The following is a 19,386-nucleotide window of genomic DNA, read 5'->3' on the forward strand; positions in this document are numbered from 1 at the left end:
CTCACCCAAGATCGGGGTTCGGGCCCCGATACTGCTGACATGCGGCGCGTACCGGTGGTCTGGGTGGTCCTGGCCGTCCTGCTGCTCGCCCAGTGCGCGGTCGCCGTCCTGGTCGGCGCCGGGCACCCGGTCGACGAGACGATGCCGGCGATCCTGCTGACCAATACGCTCTACACGCTGCCCGGCCTGATGGTCCTGGTCCGTGCGCTGCGGACCCCCGGACCCGACCGGGCCGCCTGGCTCTGCCTCGCCGCCGGGATGTGCTCCTACGCGGCCGGCAACGTCTACTGGTACGTCGTGGTGCGCCCGCTCGACCCGGAACCCCTGGTCACCCTCGCCGACCCGGGCTACCTGGCGTTCTACCCGTGCTTCGGCGCCGCCCTGGTCCTGCTGCTGCGCCGCCGGCTGCCGGTGCTCTCCGCGCCGGTCTGGCTGGACGGCGTGATCGCGTCCGGAGCGATCACCGCCCTGGTCTCGGTGCCGCTGCTGGCCACCGTCGAGCCGACCCCGGGCGCCACCACGGGCGACGTGATCATCAACGCGGCGTACCCGGTCTCGGACATCGTGATCACCGGCTGCCTGCTCGGCGCGTGGGCGCTCTGCGGCTGGCGCTTCGACCGGGCCATGCTCACCCTGATCGCCGGGATGGCCCTGTTCACCGTCGGCGACGCGTTCGGCATGGTGCTGCTCTGGCAGGGCGTCGACCCGCTCCCGCCGTGGCTCGACCCGCTCTGGGTGACCAGCCTCGCCGTCCTCGCCGCCGCCGCGCACCAGACCGGCCGGAACACCGTGATCCAGCCCCGCGAGAACGGCGGCTTCAGCACCGTCGTCCCGTCGGTGCTCTCCTTCCTCTGCCTCGGCCTGCTCGTCTGGGAATCGATCACCGACACCAGCGTCCAGCAGGTCAGCAGCGTGCTGGCCGGGACCGCGGTCACCGCCGCCATCGTCCGGATGATGATCACCGTACGCAGCGCCGAGGCGCTCGGTGCCGCCCGGAGGCAGGCCCGCACCGACGACCTGACCGGCCTGGCCAACCGCCGTGCCTTCGTCGAACGCCTCGACGGCCTGCTCATCGACTCGGCCTCGCCCCGGCTCGCCGTCGCCTTCGTCGACCTGGACCGTTTCAAGGAGGTCAACGACAGCTTCGGCCACGACGTCGGCGACAGCCTGCTGCTCCTGGTCGCCGCCCGGCTGCGCGCCGCGCTCCCGGACCGCTTCCTGCTGGCCCGGCTCGGGGGCGACGAGTTCGGCCTGATCCTGCCCGGCCTCGACGCCGAGGCGGCCGGCAAGGCGGTCGGCGGCGTGCTCACCACCCTGCGCGAGCCGTTCGCCCTGCCCGAGGTCGACCTGCACGTCGACGCCAGCATCGGCATCTCGGTCTGCCCCGACGACGGCGCCGACCGCCCCACCCTGCTGCGCCGCGCCGACGTCGCCATGTACGCCGCCAAGACCGGCCACGACGGCCTCACCTTCGCCACCGGCCTCGACGACCAGGCCCGCAGCCGCCTCACCATGCTGGAGGAGTTGCGCGCCGGCCTGGACCGCGGCGAACTGGTCCTGCACTACCAGCCCAAGGTCGCCGTCGGCCGGGACCGCCGCGTCCACGGCGTCGAGGCCCTGGTCCGCTGGCAGCACCCGGACCGCGGCCTGGTCTACCCCGACGCCTTCCTCTACACCGCGGAGAGCGCCGACCTGATGGGCCGGATCACCGCCGTGGTGCTCGACCTGGCCTGCCGCCAGATCCGCACCTGGCACGACGAGGGCCTGCCGATCGCGGTCGCGGTCAACCTCTCGGTCTCCAACCTGCGCGACCCGTCCTTCCCCGACCAGGTCGCGGCGCTGCTCCACCGGTACGCGCTACCCCCGGCCGCCCTGGAACTGGAGGTCACCGAGAGCGTGCTGATGACCGACGCCGACCACGCGCTCGCCCTGCTGACCAGCCTCCGCACGATGGGCTTGCGCCTGGCGGTCGACGACTACGGCACCGGCTATTCGAGCCTGGCCTACCTGCAGTCCCTCCCGGTCGACGACCTGAAGCTCGACCGCGCTTTCGTGAGTCGCTGCGTGACGGACACCCGGAGCGCGGCGATCGTCGCGAGCACGGTCCAGCTGGCCCACAGCCTGGGCATGCGCATCATCGCCGAGGGCGTGGAGGACGACGCCATCCTGGAACGCCTGCACGAGTACGGCTGCGACCTGGCCCAGGGCTACGGCATCGCCCGCCCCCAGGACGCCGAGACCACGACCCGCTGGCTGAGGTCGCAGACGGCGGTTCCGTCGGGGTGAGCCGTGGTTTCGGCCCGAAGTCCATCTCCGGACGAAGTTGATCTTTGGTCGCGAGCGGCCGGCGTTGCTCGATCGTGTCGCGTTGCCGCCCTCCAGAGGGCGCCGCAAGCAGACAAACCGCGATGGTGTGCCGCGACCGCCCCGGATCCACCTTGATCGCGTGCACCTGTCGCCCTCGGCGAGCCGGCCGTGTACGCGAGTCGCCCTTTCACGCGGGATCGTGTACGCGGGTCGCCCTCCCCGGACCGATCGTGTGCGCGGCCCGCCCTCGCGGGCCTCACTGTGCGCGCCCTCGTGGCCCTCGCGGCGATCGGAATGGTCATCACGGTCACGAGCAGAACGGCAGCTTCCCCGGGTGAAGACATCCTGGGCGACCATCGCTGAGACGGCGTACATCCAGGTGCGTTCGCGGATCGGCGAGGCGGACCCGGAGCGCCTGCAGCCGGACAACCTTCCGCGGGTGACGGCGTCGGTGGCGGACATCGCAGGACGACGTTGAGTGACCTCGGCGTCGTCGAGATTGCGGGGACCGCTCCTCAGACGTTCGTGTGGCTGGCCCAGGCGGCGGTCGGGTTCGCGCCGCTGGAGGAGTAGATGACGATGTTCCGGTCGTCCTGGACGCACAGGTAGCCGTCGGCGCTTCCGGACGCGCGGGTCCAGGCGACGGTGCCCTCCGGTGTCATCAGGGTGAAGCGGCCGCTCGGTTCCGCGATGAGGTAGCAGCCGGGGTGTGTCCACGTGCCGGTGTCCCAGAAGGCCTCGGTTCCGTCGTAGCCCACGAGGTTTCCGTCGCCCTGCATCACCAGTGTGTAGCGTCCGTTGTAGGAGGTGAGCCGGTCGCCGGGGTTCAGCCGACCGCCTGCGCTGAGTACGTCGCCGACCGCCTGCGAAGGTGAGAGGTCTGCCCCGAGGATCCTTCGGAGCTGCGCACGTGTGCGGTCGTCGACGAAGGGCGGTTTCTCCTCCAGCAGGGCCGTGACGGCGGATCGGAGCTGCGCGGCGGTCAAGGCTCCCACGATGCGCTCCAGCTCCGGCAGCCTGGCGACGTCGTCGATCCGGGCTTCCCGGAGCATGCTGAGCTGCTCCTCGTCGTAGAGCCGGGGCACGAGGGCCGCGAGGAAGAGGTTGCGGGTCACCGACGGTGAGTGCGGTACGACTCGTACCCCAGCAGGTCAGGCGCGGACGACCAGGGTCTTGGCGGCCATGTCGCCCAGCCGGCGGCGGCGGTCGGAGTTGATGGCGACCAGGAAGCCCACCAGGTAGCCGCCGAAGCCGTCGATCAGGCGCAGCAGCGTGCGGGAGACCGCCGCCAGCACGCCGGGGCGGCCGCCCGTCTCCGCGTCGACGACCCGGATGCCGGTGAGGAGCTTGCCGAGCGTACGGCCGAAGAAGCCCTCGAGGAGCACGTAGTAGAGGATCGCCGCGATCGGGAGCCAGATGGTGCCCTTGTTGACCGAGAGCTGGGTCAGGTCGAAGCCGGAGTCGGCCTTCTCGGTGCCGAAGAGCGCGGCGAGACCGGAGTTGAGCGCGCCGAAGACCATGCCGTCGATGACGGTCGCGACGACGCGGCGGCCGGTGACGCGGACGTTGAGGGAGGGCGCGACGAAGACCATGCGGTGATCATGAAGTAGGCGCGCAAGAATCCGAGGGCTGCGGGTCGGCGATTCGGGTGCCGAGCGGGATCTCGCCGTACCCGTCGAGCAGCACCCGGGCCCCGGCCAGGCGCAACGTGTGCAGAACCGGTGCGGTGACCTCGCTCACCTTGATCAACACGGGGACGGGATGGGCGGCCAGGGCGCGGGAGAGGACGACGCCGTGCCCGGTCAGGAAGTCCGTCGAGAGCGGGACGATCACCGTGTCACCCGGGTGCCGGGACAGGGCGGCCGTCAGCATCGCCTGCTCGATATCGGTCAGCAGCCCGGCCTCGGCGGCGGCCTCCAGGATCTCCTCGTGCCCCAGGTCGCGCCACCGGAGCCGCGCCTCGCCCGCCGGGGAGAACTCCAGCTCGAACCGCCCCGCCGACAGCTCGGCCACCAGCTCGGCCCGCGCCCGGGACGCCGCCACCAACTCCTCCCCGAACCACCGATAGCAGCTCTTCCCCTGCTGTTTTGCCTGATAGAGGGCTAGGTCGGCGTGGTGGGCCAGAGAATCTCCGCGCGCCAGCCCGACACTCGCCCCGACCACGGCCGTCCGCCCGTCGATCTCGACCGGCTCCGCGCAGGCCGCCAGCACCGCCGACGCCAGCACCGAGGCCTCGTCGACCGAGCGGCCGTGCAGCAGCACCGCGAACTCGTCCCCGCCGAGCCGCGCGACGAGGGCGGACGGCCCGGCGACCGCGGAGAGCCGTTGGCCGATGACGATCAGCAGGTGGTCGCCGGCGGCGTGACCGAGCGTGTCGTTGACCGCCTTGAAGCCGTCCAGGTCGATCATCAGCAGGATCGAGCGCGGTCCCGCCGTCCGCAGCGTGTCGGCGAAGAGCGCCCGGTTCGGCAGCCCGGTCAGCGGATCGTGCACCGCCTGGTCGGCGAGGTCCCGGGCCAGCGCCGCGTTGCGCCGCAGCGCCACGAACTGCCGGGCCATCAGCGCCGTCACGGTGAGCGAGCCGAACCAGACCAGCGGCGAGGTCATCGTCACGCAGACCGCGAGCAGCGCCACCACCGGGACGTACGGGATCAGGTCCGCGGCCAGCCCGGCCGGGCGCCATTCGCGCTCGGTCTCGCGCGGCAGCTCGTGCAGCGGCGCCACCGCGAGCAGCCACGCCGAGCTCACGTACCCGTCCAGCACCACCGGCCGCAGCCACGTCACGCCCGCGACCTGCCCGATCACCTCGACCAGCAGGGTCAGCGAGACCAGCAGCACGCCGCCGGTGATCGCTCGCATCGCCCCGCCGCGCAGCGCGCCGGCCTGCCCGGTGTACACGATCACGGCGACCGCGAGCACCCCGACGGCGAGCACCGGGTAGGCCAGGTCGAAGATCGCGTTGCGGGCACCCTCCAGGCGGATCATCGGGGCCAGCGCGAGCGCCCAGACCACGCCGAGCAGCGCGGACGTCGCCACCACGCCGTCGAGGATCATGCGGAGCCGTCCGGCGGCGGTCCGCGGCGCGGTGGGGATGGCGAGCATCGCGACGACGGCGAGGACCAGCGAGCCGAGATTGACCAGGTTGGCGATCACCGTCCGCCCCGGCGCCACCCCGTGGATCACCGCGCTGACGCCGACCGAGACCTCGGCATAGCCCCAGAAGGCCAGCGCGGTCGCGGTGAGGGCCCAGAGGCGCCGCTCCCGGCCGTTGCTCCTCATCGCGTACGCCGTGTGCAGCGCCGCGCCGGCACAGGTACCCGCCATCATCAGTACGGCGTACAGGCGTGCCGCCTGATGGTCGAAGACGGCCATCCCGATCAGCGCGCACGCGGACAGCACCCACCCACCGGTGGTGAACGCGCGCCCTGGCCTCCGCATCTCGTCCCCCATCGGCCGGTCGCCGGGAATTCTGCGGCTCAACCCGCTGCGAGACTCCTGATCCGCCGAGCAGTCATTGTAGGACGTCGATGGGAGTCGGGCGGGTATCGTGCTCGCGTGAATCGCACCGCGTTGGTCACCGGAGCATCGTCCGGCATCGGCAGGGCCACGGCGGCCGCACTCGCCGGCCGTGGTTACCGCGTACTCGGAACATGTCGTGATCCCGAGTCCGTGACCAGCACCGACGGGGTCGAGTTCCTGCCTCTGGACCTGACGTCGGACGCCTCCATCGAGGCGCTGGCCGGCCGGATCGCCGAGGTCGACGTGCTCGTCAACAACGCGGGGGAGAGCCAGTCGGGTCCCCTGGAGGAGCTACCGATGGAGGCGTTGCGCCGCCTCTTCCAGGTGAACGTGCTCGGCCCGGTCCGCCTGGCCCAGCTGGCCCTGCCCGGCATGCGCTCCCGCGGGTACGGCCGGGTGGTGATGGTCGGCTCGATGCTCGCGTCGTTCCCGCTCGCCTACCGCTCCTCGTACGTCGCCACCAAGGCCGCGATCAAGGGTTTCGCGAACGGCGCCCGGCACGAGAACTCGCCGTTCGGGGTCTGGTTCACCACCGTCGAACCCGGTTCGATCAACACCGGAATCAGTTCCCGACGTACGAAGTACGTGGCCGCGGACTCGCCGCACCGGGCCGACTTCGACACGATGATCGCGGCCCTGGACCGGAACGAGGCGGCCGGCATCACCGCCGAACGGGTCGCCGCGACCATCGTGCGGGCGATCGAGGCGGACCGCCCCCGCCAGCGCTACGCGGTCGGCAGCAACGCCCCGTTCGTGTTCGCGCTGCGCCGGCTGGGCCCGTCCGGCATGCTCGAGAAGCTCGTGCACCGCCGGCACGACCTGTCCCGCTGATCCGCTCAGTTCGCGATGATCCGCTCAGTTCGCGATGATCACCGCGAGCAGGGCCAGGACGGCCGGGACGGTCTGCACGTAGAGGATCCGGCGGCTCGCGGTGATCGCCCCGACGACACCGGCGATCGCGACACAGACCAGGAAGAACACCGTCGGCGCGACCCCGTCGACCAGCCCCCAGATCAGTCCGGCCGCGAGGAACCCGTTGTAGAGCCCCTGGTTGAGCCCGAGCACCTTGGTCTGCTCGGCGAACTCCGGCGTCAGCCCGAACGCCTTGCGCCCCTGCGGCTTGGTCCACAGAACCATCTCCAGCACCAGGATGTACACGTGGATCAGCGCCACGAGCCCCACGAGAACATCCGCCACGATCATCATCCCGGCAGGCTAACGCCCCGCCCCGGCCGATCGGCACCCAGGTCCGCCGCCCCGCCTCGGCGAGGGGCGGCGGCCGCACGGGAGTCTTGTTGTCAGCAGAATTGTTGACATTGATGAGGGTGCGGGAAAACATCGACGAGGTTGAGATCAGTCCACCGAGGAGCTGTCGATGCGCCGTCGTGCCGTGCTCGCCCTGTCCGCCCTGATCCCCGCCGCCGCGACGCTGGCCGACGGCACCGCTGCCCGGGCGGCCGCGGCGTACCCCGACGTGATCGACCTGCCGGACGGGTTCGCGCCGGAGGGGATCGCGATCGACGGCGGGTATGCGTACCTGGCCTCCCGGCGCAACGGCGACCTGTACCGGGCCGACCTGGCCACCGGCGCCGGCGAGGTGATCTACACCGGTCCCGGGACCCCGTCCGACGGCCTGAAGATCGACTGCCGGGGCCGGGCGTTCGTGGCCGGCGGCACCGGCGGCGACATCCAGGTCGTCGACGTCCGCACCGGCGCGCTGCTGGCCGGGTACCGGCTCACCGAGGCCGGCGTCTCGATGATCAACGACGTGGTCCTGGTACCGGGCGCGGCGTGGTTCACCGATTCGCGCAACGCGGCTCTCTACAAGCTTCCGATCGCGGCCGACGGGACACTCGCCACCACCGTCGAGGCGCTCCCGCTGACCGGTTTGACCATCACCGCCGGCGTGGTCAACCTGAACGGCATCACCGCGACCCCGGACGGCCGCGCCCTGCTGGTCGTGCAGACCAACACCGGCGGGCTCTTCCGGGTGGACCCGGCGACCGGCGCGGCGACCCCGGTCGACCTGGGCGACGCCACGGTGATCAACGGCGACGGCCTGCTGCTGGAGGGGCGCACGCTCTACGTCGTACAGAATCGCACCAATGCTCTCGAGGTCTTCACCCTGAACCGCGCCGGCACCGCGGGCACCCTGGTCACGACGGTGACCACGGACGCCTTCACGGTCCCGACCACGCTGGCCTCGTTCCGCGACCACCTCTACATCGTCAACGGCAAGCTGACCACGACGATCGCCGACGACGTCCCATACAACGTGATCGCCCTCCCGAAGCCCTGACCGGGCGGTGGGTGCGCACGAACGGTGCGGCGCGGGCGGTGGGTGCGCACGATTGACCGGGTGCGGGTGCGGGTGCGGGTGCGGGTGCGGGGGCAGTGCCTCGCCGTGATCGGCCGGTGAAGGCCGCCGGAGGTGATCAGCCGGCCTTGCCGAGGGACATGTACGTGACCGTGTCCTTCCCGAACGTCAGCAGCAGCACCCACCCGGCGCGGCCCGGCACCGGGACCTCGTAGAGGGTCGCGGAGGTCTGCGTCAGGCCCTTGGCCGCGTACGCCGTCTGGACCTCGGTCAGCGTCGAACCGCGATGGATGCCCGCCTCGGTCACCGCGCCGGGCGGGGCCGCGATCGTGTCCAGCGCGCCGTCCAGGTAGCTGGCGCCGCCGGAGGACTGGAATTCCAGCATCCGGGCGGCGACCCGGGAGGCCGACGCCGCGTACACCCGGGCCGCGTCCGCGGTGCCCTGCGACGAGTCGCCGAAGGCACCGCTCTCCGCTTCCGCCACGTCCTTCTCGATCTTCGTGTCGGCGGCCATCCGGCTGGCGTCCGGGGTCGGGCCGCCGGTGAACGAGTAGACGTTGCGTCCCAGGAGCGTGGCGACCGGGGTGGGCTGCAGGTCGCCGGTGGCCAGGGCCTCCTGCTCGGACATCATCAGGGTGAGGTTGCCGTAGTGGTCCAGGCCGAAGTAACGCGGCGGGGGTGACGGTGCCGCCGACGGCTCCTGGCCCGCGGCGGGTGTGCAGGCGGCCAGGGCCAGGGCGAGTGCCCCGGCGACCAGATGACGGCGTGTGATTCCCCCGGTGTGCATGCCCGGCACCCTAGGGCAGGGTGGCCGCCGTGCTCCGCCCGGTTTTCCTCGTGCGACGGGCCCGGAAATCCACAGTGACCAGTCACGACCGGGCTGTGGGAGCCGGGTCGGCTGTCACCCGATCGTGACCATTGTCAGCCGGGGTAGTCGCCCCGGTCGACGAAGCTGAACGTGGAGGCCGGTGGGGCGTCGCCGATCACCTCGACGAAGATGACCTTCAGCTCGTCGCTCCACTGCACGTAGCCCCACTTCTCGTTGTAGAGATAGTAGGTCGGCCGGTTCTTGTCGTCCTTCGCGCCGACCGGGAGCAGCGAGAAGAGCGTCGCCTCGGTCGCCGCGCACTCGGTCGGGACCAGGCGCGCGGTCTCGTCCAGGACGATCTTCACGCCGAGGCAGTCCCCGTCCTCCTCGTCCGGGTCGCGCAGCGAGCGGATCAGGTAGTCGACCCCGAGCGGGTCCAGCGCGAACTCGGACTTGAGCCCGGTGCCGTCGCCGGCCCGGACCTCGGAGTCCTCGACGTCCAGCGCCAGGTCCCGATCGATCTCGGCCACGTGGATCAGCGTCTTACGGCTCCCGCGCAGGATCGCCGCGTTCCGCTCGCTCGGCGACAGCGTCGAGCCGGGTGCGGCGGAGCCGGCGGGTGCGGCCGACGAGACCGCCACGGTGGGCGCGACCGAGGCGGAGGCGGTGGGCACCGCGCCCTCGTCGAAGGGGGCCGCCGCGGGCGTGCTGAGCTGGTGGTACAGGTGCAGGCCGCCGATTCCGGCGACGCCGAGCAACACCACGAGGGCGGCGGCCAGGGCGGCTCGCTTCCCGCTTCTTCCGGATCGTACGGCGAGAGCCGGGGCTGCGAGGCCGGGGACCGAGGCGGTCGGCGTCGCGGCGGGGAGGCCCCCGGCCAGCAGCGAGTCCAGGATCTCCCGGGCGGTGGGGCGCTCGGCCGGCGCCTTGGCGAGGGCGCGCTCGACGGCCGGCCGCAGCGACTCCGGCACGCCGGTGAGATCCGGCGGCTGGGTGAGGATCCGGATCGCCGTCGCCGACGCGTTGTCCCCGGCGAACGGGGTCCGCCCGGTCGCCGCGTAGGCCACCACCGCGCCCCACGCGAAGATGTCCGCCGCCGGGCTGACCGGGTCGCCGTACGACGGGTCGAACCGCTCCGGGGCCATGTAGGCGACCGTGCCGACCATCTGATCGGTGCGGGTGTGCTGGCTGGTCGCCTCGAACGCCCGCGCGATACCGAAATCGATCACCTTGATGCCGCCCCGGGCGAAGAGCACGTTGCCCGGTTTGAGGTCGCGGTGGATCACCCCGGTGCCGTGGATCGCGGTCAGCGCCGTCGCGATGCCGACCGCCACACCGTGCAGTGCGGCACCGGCGAGCGGCCCGTTCTCCCGGATCTCGGCGGCCAGGCTGGGGCCGTCCACATACTCGACGACCAGGTACGGCGGCTCGTGGTCCGGGTCGGCGTCCAGCACCTCGGCGGTGGAGAACGGCGGCACCTGACGGGCCCGGTTCACCTCGCTGCGGAACCGGCCGCGGAACTCCGGCTCGTGCGCGTACTCCGGCCGGACCGTCTTGATCGCGACGTTCCGCCCGTCCGGCCCGCGGCCGAGGAAGACGCTGCCCATCCCGCCCTCGCCGAGGCGCCCGAGGAGCTCGAACCGGCCCAGGCTGCGGGGATCGCCCGGCCGCAGCGGCATGCTCATCTGTGTTGTCCTCCGCTGTCCGCCACGCCGCCCGGGAGTCTACTCACGCCTGTCACTCCATCGTGCGGGGCGGGTCACCCGTGGACCGCGCCTGCGGAGCCCGTACCGGAAAGGAACCTAAAATCGGACGGTGAGCCGAACCCTCGATCGCATCGCGGTCATCTCCGACGTGCACGGCAATCTGACGGCGCTGGAGGCGGTGCTCGCCGACATCGCCGCCCGGGGCATCCGGCGGATCTTCAATCTCGGCGACTACGTGGGCAAGGGGCCGCGCGGCCGCGAGGTGATCGACGTGTGCCGGGAGCGCTGCGAGGTCAACGTCCAGGGCAACTGGGACGACTTCCTGCCGAACCCGGACCGCGAGTACGACTCGGAGGGGCTCGCCTGGTGGCTGGCGCAGCTCGGCGAGGGCCAGGGGAAGTGGCTGCGCGAGCTGCCGTTCTGCCACGACTTCCTGCTCAGCGGCCGGCACGTGCGGCTCTTCCACGCCTCGGCGACCAGCGTGCACACCCGGGTCCGGTTCGACCACGACGAGCGCGAGTTCCTCGGGATGTTCGCCAACACCCCGGCGACCGGGGACGGGCCGGCGCCCACGATCGTCGGCTACGGGGACACGCACGACCCGTTCTACGAGGTCGGCAACGGCGGCCGGGTGCTCTTCAACACCGGCAGCGTCGGCAACGCGATGGACGACGCCACCCCGGTCTACGTGATTCTCGAGGGCGTCCTCGGCTCCCCGGACCCGGCCTCGTTCGCGGTCCAGTTCATCCGCGTCCCGTACGACGTGGAGGCGGAGATCGCCGTCGCCACCGCGATGGCCATGCCGGAGCTCCCCGGCTACATCTCCGAACTGCGCCACGGCGTCTATCGCGGCGACATGGACGACCCCCGTGCCCGGAAGTACCACCGCGCGTGAGCATCGATCCGATGCATATGACGGTTGATGACATATGTAGGGCGCCGTACTGTCTCGGTTCATGCAGGAGCCGACGTTTCTGATCCTGGCCGCGCTCGCCGCGCGGCCACTCCATGGGTACGGCATCATCCAGGCCGTCGACGGGCTCTCCGAGGGGCAGGTGAAGCTGCGGTCCGGCACGCTCTACGGCGCGCTCGACCGGCTCGACCAGCAGGGACTGATCGCCGTCGACCGGGAGGAACCGGTCGACGGGCGGCTGCGCCGCTACTACCGGCTCAGCGACGCGGGAGCCGCCGCGCTCGCCGGGGAGGCCGAGCGACTGCGACGGCGGGCGGCCACGGCCGACCGGCAGCTGAGCATGCGGCCCGGCCTGGCGGGCGGTGCGGCGTGAGCGTCCTGCCCGCCACGACCAGCGGGGACGAGCGGCGTCGCGGTGCCCGGGTGGCCGTGCTGCCGATCGGGAGCTTCGAGCAGCACGGCGATCACCTGCCGCTGGCCACCGACACCCTGGTGGCCTGCGCGATCGCCGGGCGGGTGGCCGCCGCGTACGACCTGCTCCTGCTCCCGCCGGTGACGATCTCCTGCTCGCACGAGCACGCCGGCTGGCCGGGAACGGTCAGCATCAGCCACACCACGCTGACCGCGGTGGTCACCGACGTGCTCGCCTCGCTGCGCCGATCCGGGGTGGACCGCCTCGCGCTGGTCAACGGGCACGGCGGGAACTACGTGCTCGCCAACATCGTGCAGGAGGCCAACGTCGGCGGTCCGGTGATGACGCTCTTCCCGGCGCGGGAGGACTGGACCGCCGCGCGGCAGGCCGCCGGGATGGGCAGCACCGGTCACGACGACATGCACGCGGGGGAGCTGGAAGTCTCGCTCCTCCTGCACGTCAACCCCGCTGCGGTACGGCCGGGGGCCGCCGATCACCTCGGCGGCGACCGGCGGCTGCTGCTGGTGCACGGGCTGGGCGCGTACACCGGGTCCGGGGTGATCGGGCTGCCCACGGCCGGCACCGCGGAGAAGGGGCGGCTGCTGCTCGACAGCCTGGTGGCGGGTTTCCGCGAGCACCTCGACGCACTGGGATGATGCGGGGGTGGATGCCCTGGAGCGCTTCGGTCCCTACTTCGTCTGGGAACCGTACGACGGCGACCCGTCCTGGCGTCCCCTCACCGACCTGCTCGATCCGGTGGTGGTGGCCGAGCGGGTCGAGCACTCCCGGTCGGTCCTGGCCGGGATGTCCGGCCTGACCAGGGACGAGATCGGTGAACGGCCGGTCGCGTCGATCACCTTCCTCGGGCTGGCGTCGCGGCTGCTCTCCCCGCTGCTCGGTGCCCTGGTGACCGGCGGTGCGCTGCCGCCGGTCACCGTCGAGCGCCTGTGGTGGCGGCCGGTGCCCGGCGGGCCGCTGCCCATGGCGTACGCCGAAAGCGGTCTTGATCTCTGTGCGGAGCTCCCGATCGTGGACCTGGTCGGACCGATTCTGACCGTGTTCCAGGAGAGGTACCGGCTCTCCCCGCAGGTGCTCTGGGGGAATGTGGCGTCGGCGCTGGGCGGGGCGTCCGGCATGATCGCGCGGGCGGCTCCGGAGCATGCCGCGCGCGCCGCCGGGATCGTCGACGCGGCGCTGCACGCGGGTCCGCTGCGCGGGATGGCCGATCTGACCCGGCCGGATCCGGGCCGGGAGCAGTGGGTTCTGCGGCGCCGCAACTGCTGCCTCTACTATCGGATCCCGGGCGGCGGCACCTGCGGCGACTGTGTGCTGAACCAGCGCTCCCGGTGACTAGTCGCCGGCCGTCCCGAAGAACTCCGCGATGCGCTCGGGCGGGTTCTCGTCGCCGTAGAAGGACCGGAGCAACTCGGCGTGATCGGACGGCTCGGCCATCCGGGCGAACATGCCCTCCTCGAAAGCGGTCAGCGCCGCCTCGACGTCGCCGGGGTGAGCGGCCAGCGCCTGAGCGAGCTCGGCACCGTCCAGCATCGCGTTGTTGGCGCCCTCGCCGTCCGGGACCCGCAGGTGCGCGGCGTCGCCGACCAGCGTCACGCCGGGCGCCCGGTCCCAGCGGTGGCCGTCCGGCAGCGCGAAGATCGGCCGCAGCACCGGGGGAGTGTCCGCGCCGGTGATCAGCTCGGTCAGCTCCGGCGCCCAGCCCTCGAACTCCAGCGCGATCCGTACCGCGGCCGCGGCCGGATCGGTGAAGTCGACCGCCGCGAACCACTCCTGCGGGCGGGGCAGGATCACGTAGGTGTGCAGGGTCGCGCCGCGCTCGCGGTGCGCGCCGATCGTCCCGCCCGCCTCGGGGACCATCAGCGAACCGCCGCCGACCGCCTTCGCCGCGGCGGGGTGGCGCACGTCGGCGTCGTGGAGGTAGGTCTCCACGTACGACTCGCCGGCGTACTCCGGTGACGCGGCGGAGAGCAGCGGCCGGACCCGCGACCAGGCGCCGTCCGCGCCGACCAGCAGCTCGGTGACCACGCCGGGCTTGCCGGGCCTGCTGGGCTGGCCGGGCTTGCCGGGCTTGCTGGGCTCGCCGGTGAAGTTCACCCGGTACCGCCCGTCGCCGAGCGCCTCGACGCCGCTGACCCGGTGTCCCCAGCGGACCGTGCCCTCGGGCAGCGCGTCGAGCAGCATCTGCCGCAGCTCGCCGCGCTGCACCTCGGGCCGCCCGCCGGTGCCGTCGTCCGCCTTCTCGAGCAGCACGCCGCCGTCGCGCCGCAGGACCCGGAGCGCCTGCCGCCCCGGAAGGACCAGCTCCCGGAACTCGGGCATCAGCCCGGCGGCCTCGACGGCGAGCTGTCCGTTGTAGTCGTGGATGTCGAGCATCCCGCCCTGCGACCGGGCGCCCGGCGAGGACTCCGCCTCGTACACGGTCGCCGGGATCCCGTGCACGTGCAGCACCCGGGCGAGGGTGAGACCGGCGAGTCCGGCACCGATGATCGTGACTGGCGTACGCATGGTGGTTCCCCCTGTCCGGCCCGGGCCGTTCACCCGGGCCGCACAGAGACTCGCCGAGTCCGCTGACACATCCCTGTCATCCGGCTGGTACGTCGTTCCAGCCCGATGACAGCGATCAGGGTTTCAGCAGGATCTTGCCGTTGCGGCCGGGTGTGAAGTTCGCGGCGCTGGCCGCACGGACCTCGTCGAGCGGGTGGATCGCGTCGACCGGCAGCGTCAGCGTCCCGTCGGTGACCCGGGAGATCAGCTCGACCATCAGCCGCTTGCGGTCCTCCGCGGCCATGTTCTTGCTGACCTGGCTGCCCCAGAACCCCTTCACGGTGATGTTCTTGAAGATCACGGCGCCCGAGCTGAGCTGCATCATCGGCGAGGCCATCGCGCCGAACACCACCATGGTCGCGTCCTGCGCGAGCAGCGAGAGCAGATCCCCGGCCGCCGCCCCACCGACCGACTCCACGCCGACCGCGATCGGCGCGCCACCGGTGATCTCCTCGACCCGGGAACGCCAGTCGTCGTCGTCCGTGGCCACGATGTCGCCGACGCCGTGGGCCGCGAGCTCCTTGATGCCGTCGGCCCGGCGGACCAGCCCGACCACGTTGATCCCGCGCGCCTTCGCGAGCTGCGCGAGCATCCGCCCGACGGCTCCGTTGGCGGCGTTCTCGGCGATCCAGTCACCGGACTTCAGCCCGAGCGAGTCCAGCAGGCTGATCGCGGAGAACGGCATGGCGACCAGTTGCGCCGCAGCCTCGTCGGGGATGCCCTCCGGGATCGGGATGAGCTGGGCGGCCGGCGCGGTGAAGTACTCGGCCCACACCCCGAACACGCTGGCCGCGACGACGCGCTGCCCGACCGTGAGCCCGCCCGCGCCCGCTCCGACCGCGTCCACGATCCCGACGGCCTCGGTTCCGGCGCGGGCGGGAAGCTCGGGCTTGTACCCGTATGTGCCCCGCACCGTCCACAGATCGTGGTTGTGGATCGCTGCCAGCAGGGTTCGCACCCGCACCTCTCCCGCCCCGGGTTCCGGGGTGGGTACCTCCTCGACGACGAGTACATCAGTTGGTTCCCCGAACTCGTGGTGAATCACGGCACGCATAGTCTCGACAGCCCTCAGTTCCGGTTAGGTGAACAACCAACGCTAGACCCTGCGTCCCGGCCCCTCTCCAGGATCGGGCGTAATCAGGGCTCTCGTACCCCGGTGCGGGGTCGCTCAGAGCTGGAAGGTGGCGACCGCGGTACGCAGTTCGTCGGAGATCTGCGACAGGTCGGTCGCGGTGACCTGGGTGGCCTGCGCCGCCGTCCGGGTCGCCGAGGTGACCTGGACGACCTCGCTGAGCTGGCCGCTGATCTCGGCGGTGCCGCCCGCCGCGCGGTTCAGGTCGGCGGTCATACCGCTCGTGGTGGCGCTCTGCTCCTCGACGGCCGACGCGATGGTGTTCTGGTAGTCGTTGATCCGGCCGATCACCTGCCCGATGCCGGAGATGGAGCTGACCGCCGTACGGGTGTCGGCCTGAATGGCCTCGATCCGCCGGCTGATCTCCTCGGTCGCCTTGGCGGTCTCCTGGGCCAGGTCCTTGACCTCACCGGCGACGACCGCGAAACCCTTGCCGGTCTCACCGGCGCGGGCGGCCTCGATGGTCGCGTTGAGCGCGAGCAGGTTGGTCTGCTCGGCGATCGTGGTGATCACCTTGACCACGTCCCCGATCTCGGCGGACGAGTTGCCGAGCTTGACCATGATCTCCTCGGCCTTGGTGGCCACCTCGACGGCCTCCGACGCGACCTGGGCGGCCTCGGTGGCGCTGATCGCGATCTCCCGGATCGCCGCGCCCATCTCCTCGGCGCCACCGGCGACCGCCGTGACGCCCGAGGTGACCTCCCCGGCGGCCATGTCGATCGCCTCGATCCGGGTCGACGACACCTCGGTGTGCCCGGAGAGGGCCTGGCTGGCCTGCTGCAACTCCGCGGAGCGGCTCGCGAGCCGGGAACTGGCGTCGGCGAGCGCTCGTACCGTGGTCCGCATGTGCTCGGCGGACTCCTGCACCGACCGGGACATCCGGCCGATCTCGTCGCCGGCCCGGTCCGCGGTCCGTTCGCGCAGGTCGCCCGCGGCCATCGCGGTGATCACCTCGTCCAGGGTGTGCAGGCGCTTCGTCAGGCGCCGGGCGATCACGATGGAGAACCCGGTGGCGAGCAGCACGCCGACGCCGAGGATCGCGCCGGTCAGGATGCGTGCCTGCCGGGCAGCGGACGTCGCGGCCGCCGCGGCCGTCGCCGCCCGGCTCTGCGACTGGGTCTTGAGCGCGGAGAGCTGGTCGATCGCGGTGGCGATGAGCGGGTTGAGGGTGTTGGTCCGGTAGTTCTGCCACTCGGTGAGCTTGCCAGCCTTCTTCAGCGCAGTCGCTTCGTCCCGCGCGGTCAGGTAGCTCTGCCAGGTCGTCGCGAACTCCGCCATCGACGTCTGCTCGGCCGTGGTGACCGGCATCGCCTGGTACTCGCTGATCCGGGTGGCGACCAGGTCGATCTGTTCGCTCGCGATCTCGCCGTACTCGGCCGCCTTGGCGGTGTCGGTGGAGGTCGACTGGGAGAGCCCGGCCCACCGCGAGTGCCAGATGGTCTGTTCGATCTCCTGGATCGTGCTCAGCGGCAGCAGCGCCTTCTGATATATCGCGTCGGCGCGATCCGCGATCGTGCTCATGCGCATCATGCTCACCGCACCGAGCACGATGGCCGCGACCAGCCCCACAGCGGCGGTCGCCAGCAAGCTGCCTCGCATGCTCAGCGACCGCGATCCGGACGATGGCGTCATCACACGTATCCGATCTGAAAGCCCGAGGAGTCTCCTCTGCGATCTGATCGACCAGGGATGCCCAGGGCTTAAGCATGCTTTTCCGGGTTGCTCTGCTCGGAGCTGAAAAAGGACGGCAGGGGACGAAATTCTGTTCGCCGTGCGGCGCCCAACGGCTGCCGAAACCTCCCCCTCGAATCTCGGGAACAGTATCGATGCAGCTCAGAAGCCGTATAGGAACGTTAGTGACGGGCCACACACTGCGAATCGCGCTAATGAGAAACCCGTATACGACGCGTTCCGTCGCCCCGAGGCATGTCGCGGATCCCGGGATTCACGCACGATTAGGCATCTCGTAACCACGGGCTGAAGGAATCACGGGAAAGGACAGATCCCTCGATGAGCGTGACCACCGCGCCGGCATCCGGCTCAGGGGTACGGGTACCCGCCCGGGGTGCCCTGCTCGGGTATCTCCTGCTGCTCCCCGCCGTCGCCGTGATCGTGCTCCTCGTGATCGTGCCGATGGCGTTCATCGCCCGGGAGAGCTTCGCGCTCAGCGACCCGCTGCTCGGCGGCGACATGGGCGGCTTCACCTGGGCCAACTACGCCAAACTGTTCGACCCGGTCTACGCCAAGACGATGGGCTACAGCCTCGGGCTCGCCGCCCTGAACGCGGCGGTCTGCCTGGTCGTCGGCTATCTGCTCGCCTACTACATCGCGACCCGGCCGGCCCGGCGCCAACCGGTGCTGCTGATGCTCGTGATCATCCCGTTCCTCACCGACTTCCTGGTCCGCACGTTCGCCTGGATCACGCTGCTCGGTTCCGGTGGACCGTACGTGAAGATCGCCCGGGCCCTGGGGTTCGGCGCCTCGTCGCTGGTCCCCTCGCAGACCGCGGTGATCATGTCACTGCTCTACGCGTTCCTGCCGGTGGCGGTCTTCCCGATCTACGCCTCGATGCGGGCGATCGACCCGTCGCTGCGGGAGGCCGCCGCCGACCTCGGGGCCGGCTGGTGGCAGACGCACCGGCGGATCTTCATCCCGCTCTCGGCCACCGGCATCGGCTCCTCGGTGATGCTGACCTTCGTCCCCACGCTCGGCGTCTTCGTCATCCCGGTCCTGCTCGGCGGCGGAAAGGACCCGCTGGTGGGCAACCTCATCGTCACGCTCTTCACCGAGTTCCGGAACGAGCCGATGGGCGCGGCCATGTCGATGGTCGTGCTGGTGCTCATGCTCGTCTCCGTCGCCCTGATCACCGGCGTGCTCCGGCTCATCGCGACCCGCTCGAACCGGAGGGCCGTCTGATGGACCGCTTCGTCGCCTGGTTCTGCCGCATCGCCTTCGTCTTCCTCTACATCCCGATCGTCGCGGTCGTGGTCTACAGCTTCAACGCCTCCGAGGTCAGCTACCGCTACACCGGGGTCACCACCCACTGGTACGCCGAGCTGTTCCACGACGACCGGCTGCTGGAGACGCTGCGTACCAGTGCGGTGGTCGGCGTCCTGGCCTCGCTGGTCGCGACCGCGATCGGATTCCTGACCGCGTTCGCCCTGGCCCGCTACCGGGTGAAGGGCCGGGCGTTCTTCCTCGGCGCGATCATGATCCCGCTGATCGTGCCGGAGATCGTCCTGGGCGTCTCGCTGCTGGAGATCTTCAGCCGGGCCGGCATCCCGAACGGCCTGCTCACCCTGGTGCTCGGCCACGTCGTGATCACCCTGCCGCTGGCCACGCTGGTGCAGATGGGCGCGATGACCTCGCTCGACCCGAGCCTCTCCGAGGCCGCGACCGACCTCGGGGCGAACGGCTGGGTGATCTTCCGCCGGGTCCTCTTCCCGCTGCTGCGCCCCAGCGTGCTCGCCGCCTTCCTGCTCAGCTTCACCACCTCGTTCTCCAACATCGTGATCTCGACCTTCACCTCCGGGGTCGGCACGACCACGCTCCCGCTGCGGATCTACTCGTCGCTGCGTACCGGCCTCACGCCGGAGCTCAACGCGCTCGGCACCCTGCTCGTGCTCTTCACCCTCGCCGTGATCGTCCTGGTCGGTGTCCGGCAGATGCGCCGGATCCTGGCCTGAACCCCCCTGAGTGAAAGGCTCCAC

19 protein-coding genes are annotated in these 19,386 nt (G+C 71.2%); 10 read left to right on the forward strand and 9 right to left on the reverse strand.

Translation table 11 applies throughout. The features are described from left to right. Positions 1-39: 39 nt before the first annotated feature. Entirely contained in the window at positions 40-2,286 is a 2,247-nt protein-coding gene (locus AB0M08_RS29145; protein WP_364499856.1) for an EAL domain-containing protein, read from the forward strand. 355 nt (positions 2,287-2,641) lie between these two features. Then, entirely contained in the window at positions 2,642-2,785 is a 144-nt protein-coding gene (locus tag AB0M08_RS29150; RefSeq protein ID WP_364499859.1) for a hypothetical protein, read from the forward strand. Positions 2,786-2,822: 37 nt separating this feature from the next. Here the strand turns inward: AB0M08_RS29150 and AB0M08_RS29155 are convergent, their stop codons facing one another. From AB0M08_RS29155 to AB0M08_RS29165, 3 genes are read right to left on the reverse strand one after another with little or no spacing between them, the layout of a single operon-like run. Continuing rightward, positions 2,823-3,422 carry a hypothetical protein gene (locus tag AB0M08_RS29155; RefSeq protein ID WP_364499861.1) on the reverse strand — a complete coding sequence of 200 codons (600 nt, stop codon included), beginning with the start codon at positions 3,420-3,422 and terminating at the stop codon, positions 2,823-2,825. A gap of 36 nt (positions 3,423-3,458) precedes the next feature. Continuing rightward, positions 3,459-3,899: an RDD family protein gene (locus AB0M08_RS29160; protein ID WP_364499863.1), complete on the reverse strand. Its 441-nt coding sequence runs from the start codon at positions 3,897-3,899 to the stop codon at positions 3,459-3,461. A 7-nt stretch (positions 3,900-3,906) separates the two neighbouring features. Beyond that, on the reverse strand, positions 3,907-5,745 hold the full coding sequence (locus AB0M08_RS29165; protein WP_364499865.1) for a GGDEF domain-containing protein: 1,839 nt from the start codon (positions 5,743-5,745) through the stop codon (positions 3,907-3,909). Between the two features lie 117 nt (positions 5,746-5,862). On the opposite strand from AB0M08_RS29165, the gene AB0M08_RS29170 reads away from it, so the two are divergent. Continuing rightward, positions 5,863-6,657 carry an SDR family oxidoreductase gene (locus tag AB0M08_RS29170; RefSeq protein ID WP_364499868.1) on the forward strand — a complete coding sequence of 265 codons (795 nt, stop codon included), beginning with the start codon at positions 5,863-5,865 and terminating at the stop codon, positions 6,655-6,657. A 24-nt stretch (positions 6,658-6,681) separates the two neighbouring features. Here AB0M08_RS29170 and AB0M08_RS29175 read toward each other — a convergent pair whose 3' ends face one another. Then, positions 6,682-7,032: a DUF1304 domain-containing protein gene (locus AB0M08_RS29175; RefSeq protein ID WP_364499870.1), complete on the reverse strand. Its 351-nt coding sequence runs from the start codon at positions 7,030-7,032 to the stop codon at positions 6,682-6,684. A 169-nt stretch (positions 7,033-7,201) separates the two neighbouring features. Here AB0M08_RS29175 and AB0M08_RS29180 point away from each other — a divergent pair, with 169 nt between their 5' ends. After that, positions 7,202-8,125 (forward strand): superoxide dismutase, encoded by a 924-nt coding sequence (locus AB0M08_RS29180; RefSeq protein ID WP_364499873.1) that lies wholly within the window; start codon positions 7,202-7,204, stop codon positions 8,123-8,125. A gap of 136 nt (positions 8,126-8,261) precedes the next feature. Here the strand turns inward: AB0M08_RS29180 and AB0M08_RS29185 are convergent, their stop codons facing one another. Both AB0M08_RS29185 and AB0M08_RS29190 read right to left on the reverse strand, forming a co-directional pair. Further along, positions 8,262-8,930: a hypothetical protein gene (locus tag AB0M08_RS29185; protein ID WP_364499876.1), complete on the reverse strand. Its 669-nt coding sequence runs from the start codon at positions 8,928-8,930 to the stop codon at positions 8,262-8,264. 134 nt (positions 8,931-9,064) lie between these two features. Beyond that, positions 9,065-10,636, reverse strand: a complete 1,572-nt coding sequence (locus AB0M08_RS29190) for a serine/threonine-protein kinase (protein WP_364499879.1) — start codon at positions 10,634-10,636, stop codon at positions 9,065-9,067. A gap of 130 nt (positions 10,637-10,766) precedes the next feature. Between AB0M08_RS29190 and AB0M08_RS29195 the strand changes: the two genes are divergently transcribed. The 4 genes from AB0M08_RS29195 (at position 10,767) to AB0M08_RS29210 (ending at position 13,332) form a co-directional block, all read left to right on the forward strand. Then, positions 10,767-11,552, forward strand: a complete 786-nt coding sequence (locus AB0M08_RS29195) for a metallophosphoesterase family protein (protein WP_364499881.1) — start codon at positions 10,767-10,769, stop codon at positions 11,550-11,552. A 61-nt stretch (positions 11,553-11,613) separates the two neighbouring features. After that, entirely contained in the window at positions 11,614-11,943 is a 330-nt protein-coding gene (locus AB0M08_RS29200; RefSeq protein ID WP_364499884.1) for a PadR family transcriptional regulator, read from the forward strand. Beyond that, positions 11,940-12,638, forward strand: coding sequence for a creatininase family protein (locus AB0M08_RS29205; RefSeq protein ID WP_364499886.1), 699 nt, complete (start codon positions 11,940-11,942; stop codon positions 12,636-12,638). The genes AB0M08_RS29200 and AB0M08_RS29205 overlap by 4 nt, the downstream gene beginning before the upstream one ends. Positions 12,639-12,645: 7 nt before the next feature. After that, a complete protein-coding gene (locus tag AB0M08_RS29210; protein ID WP_364499889.1) occupies positions 12,646-13,332 on the forward strand; it encodes a (2Fe-2S)-binding protein in 687 nt (228 codons plus the stop codon). Here AB0M08_RS29210 and AB0M08_RS29215 read toward each other — a convergent pair whose 3' ends face one another. The 3 genes from AB0M08_RS29215 to AB0M08_RS29225 all read right to left on the reverse strand — a co-directional run bounded on the left by AB0M08_RS29215 (position 13,333) and on the right by AB0M08_RS29225 (position 17,275). Continuing rightward, complete coding sequence (locus AB0M08_RS29215; RefSeq protein ID WP_364499892.1) at positions 13,333-14,505, reverse strand: NAD(P)/FAD-dependent oxidoreductase; 1,173 nt, start codon at positions 14,503-14,505, stop codon at positions 13,333-13,335. Between the two features lie 115 nt (positions 14,506-14,620). After that, positions 14,621-15,598 carry a zinc-binding dehydrogenase gene (locus tag AB0M08_RS29220; protein ID WP_364499894.1) on the reverse strand — a complete coding sequence of 326 codons (978 nt, stop codon included), beginning with the start codon at positions 15,596-15,598 and terminating at the stop codon, positions 14,621-14,623. 114 nt (positions 15,599-15,712) lie between these two features. Then, positions 15,713-17,275: a methyl-accepting chemotaxis protein gene (locus AB0M08_RS29225; protein ID WP_364499897.1), complete on the reverse strand. Its 1,563-nt coding sequence runs from the start codon at positions 17,273-17,275 to the stop codon at positions 15,713-15,715. Positions 17,276-17,686: 411 nt separating this feature from the next. Here AB0M08_RS29225 and AB0M08_RS29230 point away from each other — a divergent pair, with 411 nt between their 5' ends. Continuing rightward, the gene (locus AB0M08_RS29230) at positions 17,687-18,592 is read left to right on the forward strand and encodes an ABC transporter permease (RefSeq protein WP_364499899.1); all 906 of its coding nucleotides are present in this window, start codon (positions 17,687-17,689) and stop codon (positions 18,590-18,592) included. Further along, positions 18,592-19,362 carry an ABC transporter permease gene (locus AB0M08_RS29235; protein ID WP_364499902.1) on the forward strand — a complete coding sequence of 257 codons (771 nt, stop codon included), beginning with the start codon at positions 18,592-18,594 and terminating at the stop codon, positions 19,360-19,362. The genes AB0M08_RS29230 and AB0M08_RS29235 overlap by 1 nt, the downstream gene beginning before the upstream one ends. Positions 19,363-19,386 lie beyond the last annotated feature (24 nt).

The organism is Actinoplanes sp. NPDC051851, assembly GCF_040681165.1.
GTDB lineage: Bacteria > Actinomycetota > Actinomycetes > Mycobacteriales > Micromonosporaceae > Actinoplanes.